Here is a 21936-nt window from a genome sequence, read left to right on the forward strand (position 1 = left end):
TCGGTCATCCTGCTTCGCCAGAATGGCCGGCGCACATCTCCCCGTGCAATGTGCACGGGGAGATTCCCACTATCGGGTGATGACGGACGAGGGCCTGGCGCAGAGACTGAGCAGTGTTCGATACGAAGGGGTCCCGATGGCCGGATCACCGACGGCGCGACGCCGTCGCCTCTCCATCGAGCTGAAGAAGCTCCGGGAGAAGAACGCGTTGACCTGCGCTCAGGTGGGGGACGCTCTGGACTGGAGCGGCTCCAAGGTCAATCGGATGGAGACCGGCAGTGGTCGGGTGCAGCCGTCCGACGTCGACGCGCTGTGCCGCTTCTACGACACCAGCGACGACCTGCGGGAGTTCCTCAAGTCACTGGCTCGTCAGGCGAAGACGCGTGGCTGGTGGCAGGTCCACGGATCGGGGGTGCCCGAGTGGTTCTCCATCTACATCGGCCTCGAACAAGACGCGTCCGTACTCCGCCAGTACCAGTGCGAGGTGCTGCCCGGTCTCATGCAGACAGAGGCGTACTGCCGTGAACTCCATACATGTGGCTCGTACATGCCGCCCGAGGACATCGACCGGGCGGTTCGCGTGCGGCTGGAACGTCAGTCGATGCTCAGCGGCCCGCAGGCTCCGGACTGCTGGTTCGTCGTGAGCGAGGGCGCGGTGCGGCGAGTCATCGGTGACCGTGAACTGATGCGCACGCAACTCGAGTCCGTGCTGGGCGCTGTCGAACTCCCCAGCCTGACGCTGCAGATCCTCCCCTTCGATGCCGGCACCTGCCCGACCACGGGGCCGTTCACGATGCTGGGCTTCCCTGATCCGGAGGACCCGGACATCGTGTATCGGGACGGCATCACGGATGCCATGTACCTGGAAGGGGAACCGCATGTCCGTCAGTACACGCGAGCGTTCGACGAGCTGAGAGCCGCCGCGCTGAGTCCACGACGCACCACCCAGCTGATCAAGAACGTTCTGAAGGAGTACGCACGGTGAAGATCGTCCCCGGAAGTGCCGAGGCACCACTCAGGTGGTTCAGGTCGTCCTACAGCAACGGGGCGGGGGGCGAGTGCGTCGAGTGCGCCTACGCCGGTGACCACGTGTTTCTGCGCGATACGAAGATCGGCGACGAGCTCGTCACGGCCGTGCGAACCGAGGCATGGCGCACCTTCACAGGCGCGGTGCGCCGAGGCCGACCGTTCGGTCTCTGAGCAGAAGACGCCGAGGCTTCGGGAGTGTCTCGCCACCCTGCGGATGCGCCCGCAGCCGTTCACCCCGGCGAGACCTCACGCGCGGCGCCCCGTATTCCGCTGGTCGGGCCCTGCGGCCGAAGAGCCTCACGCCCCGTCGTCGGACGAGCCCTCGTCGCCGCCGTCGATCACGGTGAGGTCGGTTCGCGTGCCGGCGTACGGGTCAGGGGTGGCAGCAGGGATGTTCTGCACAGCCTGTCCCTGCGCCGCGCCGTTGCCGTTGAACACGAAGTCGGGTCGGATACGCCAGTTCCGGCCGTCGGGGTAGATGAAGCCCTGGGCGGCGAGCTGCTTGAGGGAGCGCGACACGGAGGCCTGTGACATGCCCACCCGCTCCGCGAACTTCACCTGGCTCTCGACGAGGACCAGGCCGTGGTCCTTGCGATTCTGGAGGGCGCACATCTTGTGGAAAAGCTTGTACGCGCTGGCACTGAGGTCGGCGTCGGCGAGGGCGTCGTGAGCCGCGTATCCCATCGTGGTGAAGCCTCCTCCTCTGAACCAGAGACCGTGCGCGGCCGGAACCGACGAATGGACCGTGAAGTCGTTCATCTCGCCCGTCCGCTTGTTCACGGCCTCGATCAGAGTCACTCGTCGTGCCGCACGCACAGGGTACCCCCAGGGGTGAATGGAGAGCGGGCAGCGCTGACTGACCTGTTCCAGCACTGACGCAGGATGATCCAGTGCTGGATAGCGTAGAGGATCCATTCACCTCTGGATGAGACTATTCAGATGTGAAACGCTCTCTCCGTGTCTCCGCACGTCAGCGGCCTGTCCACCGTCGCGCGTCTTTATAGGGGAAGTGGCCCGCCGTACCTTCCGCCCCCGGGCGGTCGGTGGCCGCCATCCGCAGCCGCCGGGCCGTCGTGGGTCGCTCGCCGTCGACGAGAAGGCGTGGCTGATACCGGTTCGGGCTGGGCGAGGCACACGTGGCGGGTGGCCGTCCGGCTGACCCGCCGCCGTGGCGGGCTTTCGACGGCTCAGGTTTCGAGGTCCGGCGGTGCTCGGGCGGGAGCTTCGGCAGGCCTGTCCTCGTGACGAACGACGGCTCATCGTCGCGCCGCGGTCCCGACCGGCACCTGTCGCGCCTCCCCGGAGAGGGCTGCCCTAAGGTGAAGCGCTGGACTTCGTGGGGGGGGCGCAGGTGGAGCAGGTCGGCTCGTATGCGATCGAGCGGGTGCTCGGTGAGGGTGGGATGGGCACGGTCTATCTCGCGCGTTCGCGGGGCGGGCGTCCCGTGGCGGTGAAGGTCGCCAAGCCCGAGCTGGCGCGGGATCCCGAGTTCCGGGAGCGGTTCCGGGCGGAGATCGCCGCCGCCCGTGCGGTGGGCGGCTTCCACACGGCGCCGGTCGTCGACGCCGATCCCGACGCCGCCGCGCCCTGGCTGGCCACCGCCTACGTGGCCGGGCCCAACCTCGCCCATCTCCTCGCCGCCCAGGGGCCGATGCGGGAAGACGCGCTGCGGCAGCTGGCTCTGGCGCTCGTCGAGGCGCTGCAGGCGATCCACGGCTGCGGCCTGGTCCACCGCGATCTGAAGCCGGGCAACATCATCATGGCCGACGACGGACCCCGGGTCGTGGACTTCGGCATCGCCCGTGCCGTCGAGGGCGCCCGTCTGACGATGACCGGCGTCGCCGTGGGCACACCGGGATTCCTCGCGCCGGAGCAGGCCGAAGGACTGCCGGTGACCCCGGCCGCGGACATCTTCGCTCTGGGGGCCGTCCTCGTCGCCGCGGCCGGCGGCAGCCCGTTCGGGGACGGCACCCCGGCGGCGCTGATGTACCGCTCCGTCCACCACGAGCCCGATCTGAGCACCCTGCCGCCCTCGCTGCGTCCCGTCGTGGCCGCCTGCATGGCCAAGGACCCGCGGCAACGGCCGGTCGCGGCGCAGCTGCTGGACCTGCTCGCCCCCTCCGGGCAGACGGCGCCGGTGGGTTACCAGCCCACTCTGGTCAGCCCGTCTCCGCCCGTGCCGCCCATGCCCGCCCGTCCGCCCGCGCCTCCGAGCCTGCCGCCCACGATGGACGCCGTCGCGGAGAGCCCGGAGTTCCTGGCCATGGACCGCAAGAACGCCGTCGTGGCGGACGCGAGCGGCGTCTCCTTCAGCATCAACGGTCACATGACCGACTTCCCCTGGTACGTGATCCGGGCCGTCACGCACACGGAGTCCGGCCGCAAGTACGGGCTCACGGTGACCGTCTACCTCACCAACGGCGCGGCGTACTTCTGCCGGGTCACCACCCGCAGCGAGGACGAACTGGACGACTGGATCACCGCCCTGACCCTGACCCGCGAGCACTTCCTGTCCTGACTGCACATCCCCTCTCGTCCGGATCGTGTCGAGGAGCCGGAGCTCGTCCGCCGTGAGGCGGAGTGCGCCCGCCGCCACGTTGTCGGCCAGGCGCCGCGGGTTGACCACCAGAGGTCACCCCGCCTCCGCCCCCCGGAGCCGAGGGGCACGACGGCGGCGGTAGTAGGAGACCGTGACGGCCGCGGTCAGCGGGCCCCAGAGGAACAGCGGCTGGTACAGGATGCCGACCACGAGGTTTCCGGTGGGTGTCATGTTCTCGTGCGGATACGTCCACCACCAGGGGACGTTGGCCCAGATCAGCGTCAGAGCCGCCGCCCCGAGGGCAGCGGGGACGACGGCGGCCATGGGACGGACCCTCCGCCCTCCGATCAGCGGTATCCAGCCCGGGACGACCTCGCCCCACGGCCGCACCAGACCGATCGTCAGCAAGGCGACCACCTCGCAGAGCACGCTGAGCGTCAGCATCCACACCTTGGCCCCGAACGTCTCGAACGGCCCGAAGCCCGCCTCCGTGTAACCGGCGGGGTATCCGCACACCAGGAGGATGCGCCACAGCCCGCTCGGCAGGACCACCAGCGCGGCCAGGTGTGCGGCGCGGACCGACCAACGGGACGGTGTCGCTGCCGGTGTGGCCCAGGCCGGGGTCGTGGTTCGTGGCGATCTCATGTGTCTCAGTCTCAGCCCCCCTCCCGACTGGCTGCATCAGCCTGCGCGGCGGACTCGTATGAGCCGGTGGTACGAGACCTGCGCGGTGTGGTCAGCCCAGGGGTGGATCTCTGCCATCCGCTCGCTCCGCCCACGCTCCGTCGGGCCCGCCTCCGGATGCGGCTAGGGTCCTGTCCATGTCGAACGAACATCCGACTCCCCCATCACACCCGCAACCGCACCCCGGACAAGGACAGCCCGCCGGGTACGGACAGCCCGCCGGCTACGGGCCGCCTGCCGCGCCGGGTGCCTACGGTCCCGCGGCCTCCGGTCCCGCGGCGCCCGGCCTCCCCTACGATCCCAACGCCCCGTACGGCGGCGCGTACCCGTATCCCTACGGTCCCGTGCCGCCCCCGGTCATGCCCACGAGCGTGCGCAGTGCACAGGTCGTGATCTTCGTGATGATGGGGCTGTGCGTGCTCATCTCCGTGCTCGTCGGGGTCAACAACGACGCCGAGGCGGCCGGGGCGTCGCTCGGGCAGAACTTCATGGGGTGTGTGCTGTTCGTCCTCGCGTTCCGGTACGGGACGGCCGGGAGCGGAGTGCGCACCGCCTCGATCGTCCTGGCCTCCCTTCAGATCGCGCTGGCACTCGGCGGAGCCGCCCGTGGGGTCTCGGGCGGGTTCTTCGCCCTCGCCGGGGCGGTCACCGTGGTCGTGCTGCTCAGCCAGGGCACGGCAAGCGCGTGGTTCAGCCGGCCGCGGGGAGACAACGCGGGTCTTCCGTACGGGAGCCCGCCTCTCCAGTAGGAGGCCGGACGGGGACGCGGACACGAGGGCGGGGAGGGGCATGAGGACGGGTCGTCCCCGTGCCCCTGCCCCTCCGGTCACGCCGGTGGACCGGCGTCAGGCCGCCTGGACCAGCTGCGGCCGGCCGAACAGCAGGGCGTACCCCTGCGGCAGTTGGGCCAGGATGCGGTCGACCAGGTCGTCCCCCACGGCCTCCGGCAGCACGCTCAGCACCGAGCTGAGGTCCCAGCGGGCCGTCGCCGGGGTGGCCCCCTCGGTCCGGGCCGCGACGTAGTCCACGAAGTCCGCCGCCACCAGCGGGCTGGTGACCGGGATCTGCGAGGCGACGAGACGAGCCGCCCGTTCCGGGAGACGGCGGGCCAGGTCGACGCGCTCGTCGCCGGTCACGTGGCCGCCCAGGGCGCTGAGCGCGACGCGGGTGACGCTCTCGGCGTCCTTCACCGTCTCGTAGCCACCGGACTGCCGTACCGCGTCGAGCAGTTGCTCCCAGGTCCAGTTCCCGGCCCGCGGGTCCCGGGCACGCGGCGTGTGCGGCCGGTCTCCGGTCGGCGACGGCTCCGGGCGCGCGTCGGCAAGCGTGGTCGTCGTGTTCGGCGTGGACATCCTGCGGTTTCTCCTCCGTGTTCGGTTGTCGTTGCCCCTGTGCCCGGAACGCGCAGAAGCATGGGTGCGGGATGAAGAAGAGGTAGGGGCGCCGACGGTCGCGCCCCCACGGCCACGGACCCGGACCCGGGCTCGGGCCCGCGACCTCGCGGGTCGCGGGCCGGTTCGTGCCGGTGGACGGCCAGGCAGGGCCGGGTCGGCCGCCGTCAGCCGACGAGTTCCTTGCGGTCGCCGCCGGTGATCTGGATGCGCCGGGGCTTTGCCTGCTCGGCGACGGGGATGCGGAGGGTCAGCACGCCCGCGTCGTACGAGGCGTCGATCCGCTCCGTGTCGAGGGTGTCGCCGAGGAACAGCTGGCGGGTGAACGTGCCGGTGGGACGCTCGGCCACGATCACGTCCGCGCCCTCGGGGGCGGGGGAACGGCGCTCGGCGCGCACGTTCAGGACGTTGCGCTCGACGTCCAGCTCGATCGTCTCGGGGTCGATGCCGGGGATGTCGAAGTGGACGACGAAGTCGTCACCGGCACGGTAGGCGTCCATCTGCATCGAGGCGGGACGCGCGGACCCGAAGACCTGCTGCGTGAGGCGGTCGAGGTCGCGGAAAGGATCGGTACGCATGAGCATCACGGGTCTCTCCCTTCGTCGAGGTTGGGTGCGATGCCCTACGACTTCTTATATAGCTCCGTCGAGGAAAATTGACAAGCCTGGACTCAAGTGTGTCGGAAGCGGTGATACGGAGGCGGGGCCCGCGCGCGCTCCCCGCCTCCCGTAACCCTGTCTCCCCCGCCTCCCACGGCCCCGTCCGGCCACCGGCGGTCCGCTCACTGCGGGGTTCCGTCAGTCCGCCGCCGGTCTCCACTGGTCCGCCTCACGTGCCGCCGCGCGGGCGCCGAGGAAGCCGACGGTGAGCGAGACCGCGGCGCAGGTCGCGATGCCTGCCGTCAGGACGGTCCAGGACACCGAGCCCTCCTGCACCAGGGCGATGAAGAACACGGAGTGCCACGCGGTCACGGCTCCCGCGGCGACCGTGGCGACGAGCAGGGGGAAGGTCAGGTGCCACGTGCTGACGGACCGGAACACGCGCCGGTGGCCGGTCAGCACGGAGAGCGGCGCGAGCGCGTGGCGGATCCGGACGAACTCGGCCGCCGCGCTCACCGCGCCGGCCACGAGCAGGAAGAGGATCCCGGAGACGCCGAACAGCTGGATCCAGTTCGGCAGGCGGGCGCGCGAGGAGCCCAGCCACGTACCGCCGAGCGCCGTGACCTGCACCGACGGGTTGGGCAGCGTGTACGCGGCCTTCTTCACCGCGCTGAGCTGCCCCGGGGTGGGCGTCACGACGACGAGGGACTGAGTGCCGTCCGGCTTCACCGTGACCCGCGGGTTCTCCGCGAACCTCACGTCGCCGTACCAACGGTGCAACTCCTCCACCTGGACGCTGCCGCCCGCCGGCGGCTCGGCGTCGCCGGGACAGGCCACGTGCAGCCGGTGCAGATCCTGGCACGGTCCCGTGATCGTCACCCACGGGTCCTTCGGCGGTCCCGGGTCGTGGATCGTGCGGGTCAGCAGGAGCGACCCGGGCGGAAGCGATGCGCGGAACCGGTCCGTCTGACGCGCGGTCATGCCGCTGGTGGTCAGCTCGATCACGGTGTCCTTGATCCGGTGGTGCGTGGCGACCGCCGCCTGGGACCGCGTACCGAGCCGGCTGGTCCACACCTGCATCTGGGCGACGATCCCGATGCCGATCACCATGGCGAGCGCCAGGCGCACGATGACACCCGGATGCGCGTGCGTCCACCGCCCGCCGATCATGCGCCCCGCGTGGCCCCTTCGTCTGCCGTTCTCGGCGAGCCACGCGCCGAGATGGCGGGTGACCAGGGCGACGACGGAGGACAGGAACGCCCACATCACGATGGTGCCGCAGGTGAACACCGTCAACTGGGCCTTGCGCGGCGCGTACTGGCTCGTCAGGACCAGCGCGACACCGATCCCGCACACCAGCAGACGCCAGGCGGGAACGCGCGAGGTGAAGGAGGCCGGGCGGGTGGACCTGCCGTCCCGGTGGACGCGGTGCGTACCCACGACGATGCCCAGGACGGCCAGCAGGGACACGACCGCGGCCTCTCCCGCGGTGGGCCACGCGGCCGCCACGTCACGGTGATCGACGATGTATCCGGTGGGCACCAGGCGGATGTCCCACAGCGAGGCGACGGCGTACGGGACGAACGCGGCGAGGGTGCCCAGGGTCGCGGGGAACGCCGACTCGCCGACGTTGACGATCATCCGGTGCCGCCATGTCCCGCCGAGTGCCTGCAGCAGACTGCTGCGCCGGTCGCGCGAGCGGGATCCCACCCGCGCGGCGACCACGGTCAGGGCGAGGGCGGGCAGACCGGTCAGGGCCCACAGGGCCATGAGCGGGGACGTCACCGGTCGCTGGTCGACCATCTCCCCCGTCGCTCCGCCGCCGCCACCGAAGGCGGCCACCGGCATCCACCGGTGATCGTCCTTCGGCGGCATGTGCGCGACCCGGACGTACGCGATCCGTTCGGAGGGCGTGACGAGACCGTCATGGGTGACGGTCCCGGCGAACGATCCGTACCGGGTCAGGATGCCCTCGGCGCGCCCGGTGCGCAGGAGTTCCGGCGAGAGCAGGACCTCGCCCGGCCTCGGCCAGCGGGTCACACCGGCGGGGAGGGGTGCCTTCTCGGTCAGGGGGTGGACGAACACGACCGACACGGGCCGTTGGCCCACGGTGTCGGCGCCCTCGCGGTACAGCAGCGCGGCGTGTCCGCCACTGGTGATCACCGGACCGCGGGCGTCCGCTCTGGTCTCGCGGCCGTCGTACGTGGCGAACGTCGCCACGGTCGCCAGGGTGACGAAGGCGACGGCGAGGGCGGCGCCGAACAGGCCCCACCGGCGCAGGCGGTCACCCGGTGTGGAGCGGCCCGCGGCGAAGCCGATCCGGATCAGTGTGCCTGTGGTGCGGGTGGCTGTGGTGCGGGTGGCTGTGGTGCGGGTGGCCGGCGTGCCCGTGTCCGTGGTGGGCGTGTCTGTGGTGGGCGTATCTGTGGCGGGCGTGCGCCGGATCCGCATCAGACGGCTCCCGCTTCGGCCAGGATTCCGCCCCGCAGCTCGTGACGGCGGTCGGCGCGGGCGGCCACCGAGCGGTCGTGTGTGACCAGGAGCAGCGCGCAGCCCCGGTCGCGGGCCGCGGTGAACAGCAGCCGGGCGACCCCCTCCTTGGCGTCGGGGTCGAGTGCCCCGGTGGGCTCGTCGGCGAGGAGGACGGCGGGCCGCGTGATCAGGGCGCGGGCGACCGCGGTCCGTTGGCGCTCTCCGCCGGAGAGCATCCCGGTGGGGGTGGAGCCGACGGGGACGCCGAGTTCGCCGAGAAGTTCCTCGGCGTGCCGGTAGGCGTCCTGGTGGCGGCCTCCGTCGAGCAGGACCGGCAGGGCGACGTTCTCCACCGGGCTGAGTTCGGGGAGGAGCTCGCCGAACTGGAACACCATGCCCAGGCTCTCCCGGCGTGCCTGCGCGAGCTGTGCGGAGCCGAGCCCGGTGATCTCCCGCCCCCCGGCGGTGATCGTGCCCGCCTGCGGCTTGATCAGGCCGAGGACGCACATGAGCAGGGTCGACTTGCCGGAGCCGCTGGGGCCGGTCACCGCGACCGACTCGCCCGAGGCGACGGACAGATCCACGCCGTCGAGGAGGGTCCGGCCTCCGACCTGGTAGCACAGGCCGCTCACCTGGAGCCCGGACACATCGCTTTGTTTCACAGAATCTGGCCTCTTGTGTCAAAAAGGGAACGCCGCACCAGCCCGGTCGGGGCTGGTGCGGCACACGCGTCGGCGGACCGTCGTTACGGGATGACCCAGCCGGAGCAGTCGTCCGGGTTGCCGTAGTTCTCGTCGCACGCCTTGAACTTGTAGACGCGGGAGCCGTCACCGGAGTACGAGGTGGTGCCGGGACCGCTGTGGTTCCACAGCGTCCGCTTCGTGTCCGGGCTGGCGGTCCGGTAGTACTCGGTCTTCACCGGGTCGCCGTCCTTGCTGTTGTCCTTGACCGCTATGCGCCCGCTGTCGCCCGCGGCGGGAGACCAGGCGTGGGCGCCACCGCCGTAGGCGTCGGCGGCGACGGCCGTGACCGTGGGCACCGCGAGTGCCCCCGTGAGCAGCGCGGCGGCGACGAACCTGACTCTGTTCATGCTGTTCCCCGTTTCCCTCGTTGGTTGTCCGGCCGGTGGACAGGGCGGGTCGCCGTGCACGGCGCCGATGCCGGCAGCCCCCGCACCACCCTCGGCCGCCGCCACGATCACACAGGCGGAGCACAGGAAACCAGTCAGTAACAAGTGATGGCCGAAAGGTGGCTTCCCGTTCGCGGCCGGCCGGATCGACGGCCTCGGCCCGCCCTTCCCGCGCCGGGGACGGAACCGGAATCCGGGGCGGACGGCGGCCGCCCCTGAGCTGATTGCCCCGCGGTGGCGAAATGGATCACCATGCGGCGCCGGGACCCACCCGCACCGTGTCGGCCACGCGGATCCAGCCGCAGACCGGGAGTCGGCGTGAACCGATCGGTGACGGGGCCCTCGGTCGGGTGGGTCCGGGGGCGGGTTAGCCTCGGGCTGTCCGACGTACACAGGAGGCAGGGATGGCGAAGGTACCGGCCGCGGCGGTGGCCGCGAGTGGGCTCATCGGCGGGTACGGCGTGGCCCGGTGGACCAGGAAGCGGCCGCTCGGCGGGGCCGTGCTGGCGGTCGCCGGGGCCGCGGCGGCGCGGCAGTGGCGGGAACGGGCCGGCGGGAAGGCCGCCGCGGCGCTGAGCGTCGCGTACGTCGCCGCCTTCGCGGGGTCGCATCCGCTGGCCAAGAAGGTCGGCGCCTGGCCCGCCGTCTTCGGCGTCGCCGGTGCCGTCGCCCTGGCGTCCTGGGCGGTCGCCGACCGGCACGCCTGACACGGCCGGGGCCTGCGGGGCGGAGCGCCTGGCCCGGCCGGGGCCGTCCGGGCCCCGGCAGGCCTCCCGGCCTATCCCGTCCGTGCCCCCTCCGCCCCCTCCGCTCCCCTGAACGCCCGCCGGTAGGCGTACGGGCTCGTGCCCACGACGCGCTTGAAGCGGTCTCTGAAGGCTGTCGGGGAGCCGAAGCCGACCTGGGTGGCGATGCGTTCGACGGGGTGGGCCGTGGTCTCGAGGAGGTACTGGGCGCGGCGGACCCGCGCCCGGTGCAGCCACTGGAGCGGTGTGGTGCCCGTCTGTTCGCGGAAGCGGCGGTTCAGCGTACGGGTGCTCATCCCGGAGTGGGCCGCGATGTCCTCCAGGGTCAGTTCGCGGCCGGCGTTCTCCTCCAGCCAGCTCAGTACCGGCTCCATCGTGGCGCCCGCCGGGGCCGGGGGCTGGGCGTGGACGATGAACTGCGCCTGGCCGCCCTCCCGTTCGAGGGGCATCACCGACAGGCGGGCCGCGTCCGCCGCGACCGCCGAGCCGTGGTCCGTGCGGATCATGTGCAGGCACAGGTCGAGCGCCGCCGCCGCGCCCGCCGAGGTCAGGAACTGCCCCTCGTCCACGTAGAGGACGTCCGGGTCGACCTCGACCGCCGGGTGGAGCTCGGCCAGGAGCGGAGCGGCGGCCCAGTGGGTCGTGGCGCGCCGCCCGTCCAGCAGGCCGGTGGCCGCGAGGACGAACGCGCCCGCGCAGACCGACGCGATGCGGGTGCCGTTCGCCGCCGCCGCGCGCAGGGCCTCCCGAACTTCCGGAGGCAGCGGGAGAGTCGGGTCCGTCGTCCCCGGAAGGATGATCGTGTCGGCCTCCGCCAGCGCCTCCAGCCCGTGCCACGCCCGCAGCGTGAACACCCCCGCGTCCACCTCCTCCTTCGGGGCGCAGATCCGCACCCGGTACGCGGGCCGGCCGTCGGGCAGGCGTGTGCGCGAGAAGACCTCGACGGGGGCGGACAGGTCGAAGGGGATCACCTGGTCGAGAGCCAGGACGGCCACGGAGTGCATGGCGAGAGCGTAGAGGGGCGGCGGGTTCTCGCCAAGGACACGCCCCTCCGCCCTCAGCGGCGGTTCAAGCGGCAGACAGGCGGTACACAGACGGCGACGCCTTCACCGGCCCACCCCAGGACCAGCGCCTCCGTGGCGAGAAGCCGTCGTGGACCCTGGGGCGAGAACCCGTGGCGGGAATCCGTTGATCACTGGCAGAAGTGCCACTTCTTTGCGATCTCCGGGGCGCTTACCGTCGCCCCGTGACCAAGTTCCTTCTCGCCGTCCACGTCATCGCCGCGATCGTCGCCATCGGGCCCGTCACCGTCGCCGCGAGCATGTTCCCGCCCGGCGCGCGCCGGGCCCTCGCCGAGCCGGACGACCCCGGGGCGCTGTCGACCGTACGGCTGCTGCACCGGATCTGCCGGGTGTACGCCGCCGTCGGCGTCGTCGTGCCCGTGTTCGGGTTCGCCACCGCGAGCGACATGGAGGTGCTCGGGGACACCTGGCTCATCGTGTCCATCGCGCTGACGGCGCTCGCCGCGGCGGTGCTCGTCGCGCTCGTCCTGCCCCGGCAGGCGGCGGTCCTGGAGGGGGCCGAGGCGGCCGGGGGTGCCCCCCGCTCGGGCGGCGGCGCGGACGGGGAGACCCTGGTGGCCGAGCCGGGGACGGTCACCCGCCGGGCGACCGTTCAGCTGGCGATGGCGACCGGTGCGTTCAACCTTCTCTGGGCCACCGTCACCATTCTTATGATCGTGCGACCGGGGTCCACCACGGGGGCCTAGGATGCGCTCCATGCACGAACAGCAGGGACACACGGCGTCGCAGGCCTACCTCGCCTCGGTGGAGAGCCGGTTGCAGGCCGACGGATGCGGCACGCAGTGGGAGGACTGGTCCGGCGTGCCCGTACTCGTCGGGCGCCGGGCCGACTTCAAGATGCGCTGGATGGCGACACGGCTGCACCTGTTCGCCGTGGCGACGGCGGTCCCGGAGATCACCGTCCCGGCCATCGAGACCTTCACCGACCAGGTGATCCAGTACGCCAAGAGGACCAAGGGCGGGCTCCCCGTCGGCCTGCAGACGGGGGTCGCCGCGTTCCCCCTCATGGTCAGCGACCGGGTGGACCCGGCCGCCATGGCGTGGGCGGAGGCGCAGCAGCGGCTCAAGTTCGCCTGCATGGCCCGGCCCGTGGTGGTGGACACGACCCACGGCTACGTCGGGATGTACCGCGGCAAGCCCGCGCTCGGACGCGTCTACGCCTCGTACTTCATCGAGAAGGGCGCGCTGTACTTCGACGGGAACTTCCAGGGGCGCTGAGCGCCCGGCGGAGCGGGGACGGGGTTGTGAAGGCCCCGTCGTCCTCGTCCGCCCTCTCTCCCTCCCAGGTCCTGAACTGCCGTGCCACGCCGGCCGCGACGAGTACGGCCACCCCGATCGCCAGCGTCCAGACCGCCCAGGCCAGCGGCCAGAGCGTGGCGTCCGGTTCCGGGTGGGTGCGGAACGAGACGTGCATCAACGTGGCCGGGGGCACCGCGACCAGCAGCAGCGGCCAGGCCAGGGCGTCGCGGAGGCCGAAGTAGGCCCCCAGAGTCAGCAGCGCCACGGCGAGGAGGACGACCCCGGTGACGGTCACCGGGGTCGTTTCGATGTCCGTCCCCGGGTCGGCGACGCGGCTGCGCAGGTCCCAGGGCAGGCAGAGGAGGTACGCCGCCGTGCTGAGGGCGGCGCCGAGCAGGCGCGTCAGCCAGCGTTCCGGCCAGGGGCGCGTTCGCAGGGGGCTCAATAACAGTTTCTCGATCATGCGTACGAGCCTGACGCGCCGCGCGCGGGTCCGCCAGAGTACGCGTACTCAGATCCCGGTACTCAGATCGCGTAGGCAGATCCGCCTACGCGGCTCAGCCCGCCGGGGTCGAGGAGTCCGCGGACGTCGCCGAGAGGGGGGTGGCGATGTCCTCCAGGGAGCGCCGCTCGGCGTTCACCGCGAGGAACGCCGCGACGATGCCCGCCGCGCACATCAGCCCCGCGCCGATCTGGAAGGCGAGCACGGTGTCGCCGACCACGCCGGACTCGGTGAGCTTGGAGAAGACGAGGGGGCCGCTGATGCCGCCCGCCGCCGTACCGATGGCGTAGAAGAAGGCGATGGCCATGGCCCTGGTCTCCATCGGGAAGATCTCGGAGACCGTCAGATAGGCGCTGCTCGCGCCCGCCGAGGCGAAGAAGAGGACGACGCACCAGCAGGCCGTGAGTGTCGTGGCGGTCAGCGAGCCGGCGTCGAAGAGCGCGGCCGTGCCGAACAGCAGGATGCCGGAGAGCAGATAGGTCGACGAGATCATGATCCGGCGGCCCACCGTGTCGAACAGCCTGCCGAGCAGCAGGGGGCCGAGGAAGTTGCCGGCCGCGATGACGGCGAAGTAGTAGCCGGTGCCGCCGGTGGACACGTCGAAGAACGTGGTGAGGATGGCGCCGAAGCCGAAGGTGATGGCGTTGTAGAGGAACGCCTGTCCGATGAAGAGGGAGAGGCCGAGCGTGGTCCGCTTCGGATAGCGGCCGAAGACCGTCCTGGCGATGACGCCGAAGCCGATGCTCTTGCGCTGGTGGATGGTGATCTCGCTGGCCGGCGGGGGCAGCTTGTGCCCCGTCTCCTTCTCGACCTCGCGTTCCACGGAGTCGACGAGTTCGTCGGCCTCGTCCCCGTGCCCGTGGATGAACTGCCAGCGCGGGCTCTCCGGCACGTGCCGCCGCACCAGCAGGATCACCAGTCCGAGGACGACGCCGAGGGCGAAGGTGAGCCGCCAGCCGATGTTCTTCGGGAAGATGTCGGTGTTCAGCATCAGGATCGACAGCAGGGCTCCGCCGATCGCGCCCAGCCAGTAGCTGCCGTTGATGATGAGGTCGACGCGGCCCCGGTACTTGGACGGGATCAGCTCGTCGATGGCCGAGTTGATGGCCGCGTACTCGCCGCCGATGCCGAAGCCGGTGAGGAAGCGGAAGGTGAAGAACCACCAGGAGTGGAAGGACAGCGCGGTCAGCGCGGTCGCCGCCAGGTAGACGGCCAGGGTCACCATGAAGAGCTTCCGGCGGCCGAAGCGGTCGGTCAGCCAGCCGAAGAACAGGGCGCCCACGCACGCGCCGGCCACGTAGAGCGCCGCGGCGATACCCGTGACCTGGGACGAGCTGATCGGCAGACCGCTGCCCTCCTCGGACAGCCGGCCCGCGATGTTGCCCACGGTGGTGACCTCGAGGCCGTCCAGGATCCAGACGGTGCCGAGGCCGATCACGATCATCCAGTGCCAGCGGGACCAGGGCAGCCGGTCGAGGCGGGCCGGTACGGCCGTGGTGACGGTTCCCGTCGAGGCGGGCACAGAGGCCGGTGACGAGTCTGCGGTCATGGCTCCCTCTTCATTGAGTGACCCACCTCCGAGTGGTGGCTGACGCACCACCAAGTTCCCTGAACGGCGGACCGCACGCACACCGGGACCCGGCCGCGCGCCCCCGGGCCACCCGTCCGGGGGTGCCGTGGCCGCGCGCCCCCGGGGCGGACCCGCTCAGGCCCCCGACGCGCGCGAGACCGCGTAGATCAAAAGCCCCGCGAGGGATCCCACCACTGTGCCATTGATCCGGATGAACTGCAGGTCACGGCCGATGTGCGCCTCGATCTTGCGTGAGGTGTGCTCGGCGTCCCAGCCGGCCACGGTGTCCGTGATGAGCGAGGTGATCTCGTGGCGGTACGTGGTGACGACGTAGACCGCCGCGCCCTCGACCCAGCGGTCCACCTTGGCCTGCAGCTTGGGCTCGGTGGCCATCCGGGCGCCCAGCGACAGCAGCGAGGCACGCACCCTGAGGCGCAGTTCGCTGCGTTCGTCCTCGGCGGCGGACACGATCATGGACCGTACGGCCGTCCAGGCGGACGCGATCAGGTCCTGGACCTCGCCGCGGCCCAGCACCTCGCTCTTGAGGCGCTCCACGCGCGCGCGGGTGTCGGTGTCGGACTGGAGGTCGGAGGCGAAGTCGGTGAGGAAGCGGTCGAGAGCGCCGCGGGCCGGGTGCGCGGGGGCGTCCCGCATCTCGGTGACGAAGCGGAGCAGCTCCCGGTAGACACGCTCCCCGACCTTCCTGTCGACGAACCGCGGGGTCCAGCCGGGGGCGCCGCCCTGCACCGCGTCCATCACGGAGTCGCTGTGCAGCACCAGCCAGTCGTGGGCGCGGGCGCAGACCAGGTCGACCATCCGGTGGTGTCCGCCGTCGGCGACGATCCGCTCCAGCATCTTGCCCATGCCGGGCGCGACCTCCTGGGCCTCGGCCCGCCGGGTGATGGCCTCACCGACCACCGCCTGCACGTCGGAGTCGCGCAGCACGGTCAGCGCTCCGCGCAGCGCGGTGGCGAGTTCGGCGGTCACCCGGTCGGCGTGCTCCGGTTCGGCGAGCCAGGCTCCCAGCCGGCTGCCGATGCCGACGGCGCGCAGCCGGCCGCGGACGACCTCCCGGGAGAGGAAGTTCTCCCCGACGAACTCACCCAGGGAAATCCCCAGTTGGTCCTTCTTGGTGGGGATGATCGCGGTGTGCGGGATGGGCAGGCCGAGGGGGCGGCGGAAGAGGGCGGTGACCGCGAACCAGTCGGCGAGCGCGCCGACCATGCCGGCCTCGGCCGCCGCGGCGACGTACCCGGCCCAGGCGCCGGCGCCCTCGTGCCCGGCCCACGTGGCGAGGACGTACACCAGTGCGACGAACAGCAGCATGCCGCTCGCCGTCGCCTTCATCCGGCGCACACCGCGGCGGCGCTCCTCGTCGGCGGGGGTGAAGAGGCCCACACCCCGCTCCGTGGGCGTTTCGTTCGGTTTCGCGTCGTTCATCCGCTCCGCCCGTCCAGTGATCTCGTACACATTGTCCCTTCCTGACCGACTCCTGGAACGAAACGAGAGTTCCCGGCGTCTGCTTGGAGGGGGAAGTCGCACCGTCACCCGCAGGGGAGTCGTACGCGGGATCCTGCGGAGGGGTCGTACGGGGGTCCCTGTCCACTTCCTTCTGCCCCATGACGCATCATGGGGTCATCACATCGGAGCCTCGGGCTCCCCTCGCCCGAGGAGACACGCACCGCATGACCAAGCGTCACGGTTATGCCCTGCTCGCCGCGATCTGCACCTTGATCGTGGCCATCTCAGCAGCCATATACGTCGGCGCCGCAGCCGACGGCGACACCGGCGAGCAGAACGCGCTCGCGTCAGGACACGCACCGCACAACTCCGCCGCCCCCGCCTCCACCGGCACCTGGGTGGGCGCCTGGTCGGCCTCCCCGGCCGGAGCCGAACCGGGCACGGAGACCACCGGCATGGCAGGCCGCTCCGTGCGCAACGTCGTGCACACCAGCGCCGGCGGCACGAGCGCCCGCGTCACCCTGTCCAACCTCTACGGACAGCAGCCGCTGAACATCACGCACGCCTCGATCGCCGTCGCCGCCGCCACCGACGACGCCGCCGCCGCGGCCGACACCATGCGCCGCCTCACCTTCGGCGGCAGCACCTCCGTGGTCGTCCCGGCCGGACGGCAGGTCGTCAGCGACGTCGTACGGGTGCTGATCCCGCACGGTGCCGACGTGCTGGTGACGACGTACTCCCCGACCCCGTCCGGCCCGGTCACCTACCACCCGCAGGCACGCCAGATCTCCTACACGGCCCTGGGCGACCACACGGAGGACGTCAGCGCCCCGGCGTTCACCGGGCAGACCCTGCACTGGCGCTACCTGACCGCGCTCGACGTGCTGAGCAACGACTCGCAGGGCACGGTCGTCGTCCTCGGCGACTCGCTCACCGACGGCGTGACCTCCACCGTGGGCGCCGACAGCCGCTGGACGGACGTCCTCGCGGCCCGGCTGCACGCCGCGTCGGCCTCCGCCGACGTGCCTCACTACAGCGTCGTCAACGAGGGGATCAGCGGCAACCAGGTCCTCGCCGACGGCCTCGGCCGCCCCGCCGACAACCCGAGCGGCCTCAACCGCTTCGGCCGCGACGTCCTCGGCCGCACCGGGGCCAAGGCGGTCGTCGTCGACCTCGGCATCAACGACATCCTGCGCAACCCGCGCCTCGCCGACCCCGAGAAGATCGCCGACGGGCTGCGCACCCTGGTCCGGCAGGCGCACGCCCGCGGACTGCGGGTGGTCGGCGCGACCCTGATGCCCTTCCAGGGGCACCGCGGTTACACCGACAGCCGTGAGGCCGTGCGCCAGGCCGTCAACGCGCGGATCCGCGCCGGCGAGGTGTACGACGCCGTCGTCGACTTCGACGAGGCGCTGCGCGACCCGTACAACCCGCGCCGGCTCCGCTCCGACTACGACTCGGGAGACCACCTCCACCCGAGCGACAAGGGCTACCGGCACATGGCGGAGGTCTTCGACCTGACGGCCCTGAAGGGCTCGGCGCCGGCACAGCTGTGACGGCCGTGGCCCGCCGGGCGGCCCGGTCCCCTCAGCAGCCGTCTCAGCAGCCGTCTCAGTAGTCGTCCTGCCGGTAGCGGCCCTCGCGGCGGGACGCGCGGCGCTCGCGCAGCTCCTCACGCCGCTCCCGGTGCCGTTCGCGGCGCTCCTCGTGGCGCTCCCGGCGGTCCTCGTGGTGCCGGCGGACCAGATCGCGGGCCTGCTCCAGCGCCTCGCGGTGGATCTCGTGCGGGTCGAGCATGCCGTACGGCCCCTCGTGACCGCCCGCGTGCGGCTCCTTGCGCCCCTCCCGGGCCGCCTGCTTGCGCTCCAGCTTCTCCTGGCGGCGCTCCTCCCTCAGGCGCAGCCGCTCGGCCCGGCTCAGCTTGCGCTCGACACCGACGCCGCCCCAGAGCGCGAAGCCGGTGACGATCACGCGCGGGGCACCGGGGTCGCCGGGGCGGCCCTCCTCACGGTGGTCGAAGCCGCCCATGACGCCGATGCCGCGGACGACGACCTCGACACCGGGCGGCACGACGACGTTCACCCCTCCCATGACGGCCACGCAGTTGACGACCACCTCACCGGCCGCGAAGTTCGCGTCGCGCAGATCGATCTCGCCGCCGCCCCAGACAGCGAACGAGTTGAAGCGCCTCGGCACCGTCCAGCGTCCCTTGCGCTGGAAGCCGCCCAGCACGGCGACGGCCCAGCTGGACGACCCCTCGCCGCCGACGATCCGGTCCGCCCAACCGCCGCCGTCCTCGGACCGCTTGACCATGGAGACGGGCGCCATGACCGCCGGGCCCGGCAGATCCCGGGTGATCGGCTCCAGCTCCCCGTACGTACGCGCCTTGTACGTCGCCTCCAGCCGCTCCTCGAACTCCTCCATGTCGAGCCGGCCCTCGGCGAGGGCGTCCCGCAGCCGGTCGGTGACCCGTTCGCGGTCGGCGTCGGAGGCACGCAGTTCCGGGCTCGCGGCTCCGGCGGGAGGGGGCGGGGATCCGGGAGTCGTCCCCCGGAGAGACTCAGCGTCCGTCATGGACATCAGCCTACGAGTTCCCCGGGCGGGCGGCTACGAGAGCACGCGGCCCGCGCCACCCGAGTCCCGCGCCGGGCCGCTCCCGTCCGCCGCGGCCGTCCGACGCGCCGTCAGGAGGCGCCGCGCTCCGCGTACATGCGGCCGATCACCGCCTCGATGTCCGGCTCGCGCACCGACAGGTCCACCAGCGGATACCGGGCCGCGATCCGCGCGACCAGCGGGGCCGCCGACTGCGCCGCCGGGAACGCCAGCCACTGGCGCGGCCCCTCCACCCGCACCACCCGCGCCGCCTCGTCCTCGATGGGCGCAAGTTCACGCTCCAGGTCGACGATCAGGGTGCGCTCGCTCCCGCCCGCCTCGTGCAGCCCGGCGAGCGGACCGTCGTACACCAGCCGCCCGTGGTCGATCACCATCACGCGCTTGCACAACTGCTCGATGTCGGTCAGGTCGTGGGTGGTGAGCAGGACCGTCGTGCCGCGCTCGGCGTTCAGGTCCCGCAGGAACTCCCGCACCCTGGCCTTGGAGACGACGTCGAGCCCGATCGTCGGCTCGTCGAGGTAGAGCACCTCCGGGTCGTGCAGCAGCGCCGCCGCGATGTCCCCGCGCATCCGCTGGCCGAGCGACAACTGCCGCACGGGGACGTCCAGCAGCGCGCCGAGCTCCAGCAGTTCCACGCACCGGTCGAGGTTCTCCGCGAACCGGGCGTCGGGGATGCGGTACATGTGGTGCATCAGCCGGTAGGAGTCGATGAGGGGAAGGTCCCACCACAGCGTCGTGCGCTGCCCGAAGACGACCCCGATGCGCCGCGCGAGCCGGGTCCGCTCACGGGAGGGGTCGATGCCCGCGACCCGCAGCCGCCCGGCGCTGGGGGTGAGGATGCCGGTGAGCATCTTGATGGTGGTCGACTTGCCCGCCCCGTTCGGGCCGATGTAGCCGACCATCTCGCCGCGCGGCACGGTGAAGCTGATCGAGTCGACGGCCCGGACCTGGCGCCGCTCACTGCGCAGGAACCCGGTCTCCTTGCGGACGTCGAACACCTTCTCCACGCCGTCCAGTTCGATGAACTCCATACCGTCCGTGCCGTCCATGTGCCTGTCGCTCCCTCACTGCCTAGCTGCCGGTACTGCGGTACGAACGAAGACCCACCCGCCAGGCGGCCCCGGCCAGCGCACAGCAGAGCGCCGCGACCAGCGGCGGGGTGAACGCGACCCACACCGGCAGGTCGAGCGGGTAGGGGCGGCCCAGCACGTACAGCGCGGGCAGCCAGTTGACGAAGGCCAGCGGCAGCACGAACGTCACCCCGCGCACCAGGTCCTTCGCGAAGACGGTCGGCGGGTACTGCAGCAGCGTGTTGCCGCCGTACGTGAAGGAGTTCTGCACCTCGGAGGCGTCCTGCGCCACGAACTGGAAGGCCGCGCCCGCCACGAAGACCGCGCCGAAGATCGCGCCGCCGCTCAGCAGCGTCATCGGGATCATCACCACCTTCAGCGGCGTCCAGGAGATGTCCAGCGCGGCGACGGCGTACCCGAGGACCAGTACGCCCTGGGTGACGCGGCCCAGGCGGCGCAGCGCGAAGCGGTCCGCGGCGACCTGCGCGAGCACCGGCACGGGACGGACCAGCAGCGTGTCGAAGGAGCCGTCGCGGACCCGCCGACCCAGCCGGTCCATGGACCCCATCACCAGGTCGGCGAGTCCGAACGCCGTGCCCGCGAGGCCGTACAGAAAGGCGACCTCGGGCAGCGTGTACCCGCCGAGCCGGTCGATCCGCGAGAACATCAGCAGGAGGGTGACGAAGTCGAGCGAGGTCGCCGCCAGGTTGCCGAACGTGGTCATCGCGAACGAAACGCGGTAGGCCATCGTGGAGCGGACCCACATCCCGACGATCAGACGGTAGGCGCGCAGCCCGTCGCGCACCCGGTGGTACGGGCCGGTGCCGACCGGGCCGCCGGGTCCGTACGGGTCCGCGAGTCCGGCAGGGTCCGTGCGTCCGGCCGGGCGGGCGCCGGGCGGGTCCGTGAGCGCGGCCGGGTCCGCGAGTCCGGCAGGCGTGCCGGTAGCGCCGTCCGTGTCAGCCACCCTGGACCACCACCCTGCGCGTCGCCGTCGACTGGAGCAGCCGGCCGGCGGTCAGCAGCCCCACGGCCCACGCCCCCTGGAAGGCGTACGTGCCCAGCGGATCGCCCCTGCCCAGCAGGATGTCCGCGGGCGCCTGGATCAGCGACGACCAGGGCAGGGCGCGGACGATCTCGCCGAGCACGCCCGGGAACACGTGCAGCGGGAGCAGCATCCCGGAGCAGAAGATCCCCGCGAGCCAGGCGATCTGCGCCGCACCGGCACCGTCGAGCAGCCAGAACGCGGACAGCGCGACGAGGTAGCGGATCGCGAAGCTGACGACGACACCGAGCACCAGGGCGACGAGGAAGGCGAGCCAGGTCAGCGGGGAGACCGGCAGGGCGAGCCGGAAGAAGACCGCGCCGAACGCCATCGGGACCAGGCCCCGGCCCAGCAGATGGAACAGCGCCCTGCCCAGGTCACCGGCGAGCCACCACAGCTGGAGGTCGACGGGCCGGTAGAGGTCGATGGCGATGTCACCCGTACGGATGCGCTCGATCAGCTCGTCCTCGAAGCCGCCGCCCATCACCGCCACCGTCATGAGCAGCGCCTGGCTCAGCCAGACGAAGGTCAGGGCCTGCGTCTGGTCGTAGCCGCCGAGGTGCGGTTTCTCGTCCCAGAGGGCCAGATAGGTGTAGGCCAGGATCAGGCCGAAGACGGTGTTGGTGAACAAGCCCGCCGCCGTCGCGGTCCGGTAGGTGGCGTACCGCCGGAAGCCGCCGGCCGCGACGGCCGCGTACAACCGCCCTGTCCCCACGAGGAACCACCCGCCGTCCGAAGGAGCCGTTTTGGGCCGAAGCGCACGAG

The 21936-nt window shown here is 71.7% G+C and carries 23 protein-coding genes; 8 read left to right on the forward strand and 15 right to left on the reverse strand.

Annotation, left to right across the window (positions count from 1 at the left end; translation table 11 throughout):
* Positions 1–136 precede the first annotated feature (136 nt).
* A complete protein-coding gene (locus ACFY93_RS26270; RefSeq protein ID WP_391363418.1) occupies positions 137–985 on the forward strand; it encodes a Scr1 family TA system antitoxin-like transcriptional regulator in 849 nt (282 codons plus the stop codon).
* Positions 982–1200, forward strand: coding sequence for a DUF397 domain-containing protein (locus ACFY93_RS26275; RefSeq protein ID WP_391363420.1), 219 nt, complete (start codon positions 982–984; stop codon positions 1198–1200). Before ACFY93_RS26270 ends, ACFY93_RS26275 begins: the two co-directional genes overlap by 4 nt.
* A 126-nt stretch (positions 1201–1326) precedes the next feature.
* Here the strand turns inward: ACFY93_RS26275 and ACFY93_RS26280 are convergent, their stop codons facing one another.
* Complete coding sequence (locus tag ACFY93_RS26280; protein WP_391363422.1) at positions 1327–1809, reverse strand: hypothetical protein; 483 nt, start codon at positions 1807–1809, stop codon at positions 1327–1329.
* Positions 1810–2365: 556 nt separating this feature from the next.
* Between ACFY93_RS26280 and ACFY93_RS26285 the strand changes: the two genes are divergently transcribed.
* Positions 2366–3547 carry a protein kinase gene (locus ACFY93_RS26285; RefSeq protein WP_391363424.1) on the forward strand — a complete coding sequence of 394 codons (1182 nt, stop codon included), beginning with the start codon at positions 2366–2368 and terminating at the stop codon, positions 3545–3547.
* Positions 3548–3661: 114 nt separating this feature from the next.
* Here the strand turns inward: ACFY93_RS26285 and ACFY93_RS26290 are convergent, their stop codons facing one another.
* Positions 3662–4213, reverse strand: a complete 552-nt coding sequence (locus tag ACFY93_RS26290) for a hypothetical protein (RefSeq protein ID WP_391363425.1) — start codon at positions 4211–4213, stop codon at positions 3662–3664.
* 176 nt (positions 4214–4389) lie between these two features.
* Between ACFY93_RS26290 and ACFY93_RS26295 the strand changes: the two genes are divergently transcribed.
* Positions 4390–5001: a hypothetical protein gene (locus ACFY93_RS26295; RefSeq protein WP_391363427.1), complete on the forward strand. Its 612-nt coding sequence runs from the start codon at positions 4390–4392 to the stop codon at positions 4999–5001.
* Positions 5002–5097: 96 nt separating this feature from the next.
* On the opposite strand, the gene ACFY93_RS26300 is transcribed toward ACFY93_RS26295, so the two are convergent.
* From ACFY93_RS26300 to ACFY93_RS26320, 5 genes are all read right to left on the reverse strand, one after another.
* A complete protein-coding gene (locus ACFY93_RS26300) occupies positions 5098–5604 on the reverse strand; it encodes a DUF2267 domain-containing protein (RefSeq protein ID WP_391363429.1) in 507 nt (168 codons plus the stop codon).
* Between the two features lie 206 nt (positions 5605–5810).
* Positions 5811–6227 (reverse strand): Hsp20 family protein, encoded by a 417-nt coding sequence (locus ACFY93_RS26305; protein ID WP_391363431.1) that lies wholly within the window; start codon positions 6225–6227, stop codon positions 5811–5813.
* A gap of 213 nt (positions 6228–6440) precedes the next feature.
* Entirely contained in the window at positions 6441–8693 is a 2253-nt protein-coding gene (locus tag ACFY93_RS26310; RefSeq protein ID WP_391363433.1) for a permease, read from the reverse strand.
* A complete protein-coding gene (locus ACFY93_RS26315) occupies positions 8693–9376 on the reverse strand; it encodes an ATP-binding cassette domain-containing protein (RefSeq protein WP_391363436.1) in 684 nt (227 codons plus the stop codon). Before ACFY93_RS26315 ends, ACFY93_RS26310 begins: the two co-directional genes overlap by 1 nt.
* An 83-nt stretch (positions 9377–9459) precedes the next feature.
* A complete protein-coding gene (locus ACFY93_RS26320) occupies positions 9460–9804 on the reverse strand; it encodes a hypothetical protein (RefSeq protein ID WP_391363438.1) in 345 nt (114 codons plus the stop codon).
* 443 nt (positions 9805–10247) lie between these two features.
* Here ACFY93_RS26320 and ACFY93_RS26325 point away from each other — a divergent pair, with 443 nt between their 5' ends.
* A complete protein-coding gene (locus tag ACFY93_RS26325; RefSeq protein ID WP_391363440.1) occupies positions 10248–10550 on the forward strand; it encodes a hypothetical protein in 303 nt (100 codons plus the stop codon).
* A 71-nt stretch (positions 10551–10621) separates the two neighbouring features.
* Here the strand turns inward: ACFY93_RS26325 and ACFY93_RS26330 are convergent, their stop codons facing one another.
* On the reverse strand, positions 10622–11593 hold the full coding sequence (locus tag ACFY93_RS26330; protein WP_391363441.1) for a helix-turn-helix domain-containing protein: 972 nt from the start codon (positions 11591–11593) through the stop codon (positions 10622–10624).
* A gap of 242 nt (positions 11594–11835) precedes the next feature.
* Between ACFY93_RS26330 and ACFY93_RS26335 the strand changes: the two genes are divergently transcribed.
* Together ACFY93_RS26335 and ACFY93_RS26340 are read left to right on the forward strand one after the other, a co-directional pair.
* Positions 11836–12357, forward strand: coding sequence for a hypothetical protein (locus ACFY93_RS26335; protein ID WP_391363443.1), 522 nt, complete (start codon positions 11836–11838; stop codon positions 12355–12357).
* A gap of 10 nt (positions 12358–12367) precedes the next feature.
* Positions 12368–12889: a levansucrase gene (locus ACFY93_RS26340; RefSeq protein WP_391363445.1), complete on the forward strand. Its 522-nt coding sequence runs from the start codon at positions 12368–12370 to the stop codon at positions 12887–12889.
* On the opposite strand, the gene ACFY93_RS26345 is transcribed toward ACFY93_RS26340, so the two are convergent.
* From ACFY93_RS26345 to ACFY93_RS26355, 3 genes are all read right to left on the reverse strand, one after another.
* Positions 12840–13373 carry a hypothetical protein gene (locus tag ACFY93_RS26345; protein WP_391363446.1) on the reverse strand — a complete coding sequence of 178 codons (534 nt, stop codon included), beginning with the start codon at positions 13371–13373 and terminating at the stop codon, positions 12840–12842. The two genes, ACFY93_RS26340 and ACFY93_RS26345, sit on opposite strands and share 50 nt — an antisense overlap.
* A 94-nt stretch (positions 13374–13467) precedes the next feature.
* The gene (locus ACFY93_RS26350; RefSeq protein ID WP_391363448.1) at positions 13468–14961 is read right to left on the reverse strand and encodes an MFS transporter; all 1494 of its coding nucleotides are present in this window, start codon (positions 14959–14961) and stop codon (positions 13468–13470) included.
* Between the two features lie 156 nt (positions 14962–15117).
* Positions 15118–16422, reverse strand: a complete 1305-nt coding sequence (locus ACFY93_RS26355) for a DUF445 family protein (protein WP_391363588.1) — start codon at positions 16420–16422, stop codon at positions 15118–15120.
* Between the two features lie 245 nt (positions 16423–16667).
* Between ACFY93_RS26355 and ACFY93_RS26360 the strand changes: the two genes are divergently transcribed.
* Positions 16668–17999: a GDSL-type esterase/lipase family protein gene (locus tag ACFY93_RS26360; RefSeq protein WP_391363450.1), complete on the forward strand. Its 1332-nt coding sequence runs from the start codon at positions 16668–16670 to the stop codon at positions 17997–17999.
* Between the two features lie 55 nt (positions 18000–18054).
* Here the strand turns inward: ACFY93_RS26360 and ACFY93_RS26365 are convergent, their stop codons facing one another.
* The 4 genes from ACFY93_RS26365 to ACFY93_RS26380 form a co-directional block, all read right to left on the reverse strand.
* Complete coding sequence (locus ACFY93_RS26365; protein WP_391363451.1) at positions 18055–19017, reverse strand: DUF1707 domain-containing protein; 963 nt, start codon at positions 19015–19017, stop codon at positions 18055–18057.
* A 110-nt stretch (positions 19018–19127) separates the two neighbouring features.
* Complete coding sequence (locus ACFY93_RS26370; protein ID WP_391363453.1) at positions 19128–20105, reverse strand: ATP-binding cassette domain-containing protein; 978 nt, start codon at positions 20103–20105, stop codon at positions 19128–19130.
* A gap of 22 nt (positions 20106–20127) precedes the next feature.
* Positions 20128–21093: an ABC-2 family transporter protein gene (locus ACFY93_RS26375; RefSeq protein WP_391363455.1), complete on the reverse strand. Its 966-nt coding sequence runs from the start codon at positions 21091–21093 to the stop codon at positions 20128–20130.
* A complete protein-coding gene (locus ACFY93_RS26380) occupies positions 21086–21886 on the reverse strand; it encodes an ABC-2 family transporter protein (protein WP_391363457.1) in 801 nt (266 codons plus the stop codon). The genes ACFY93_RS26375 and ACFY93_RS26380 overlap by 8 nt, the downstream gene beginning before the upstream one ends.
* Between the last annotated feature and the right edge of the window lie 50 nt (positions 21887–21936).

The organism is Streptomyces sp. NPDC008313, assembly GCF_042956125.1.
In the GTDB taxonomy this organism is placed as follows: Bacteria; Actinomycetota; Actinomycetes; order Streptomycetales; family Streptomycetaceae; genus Streptomyces.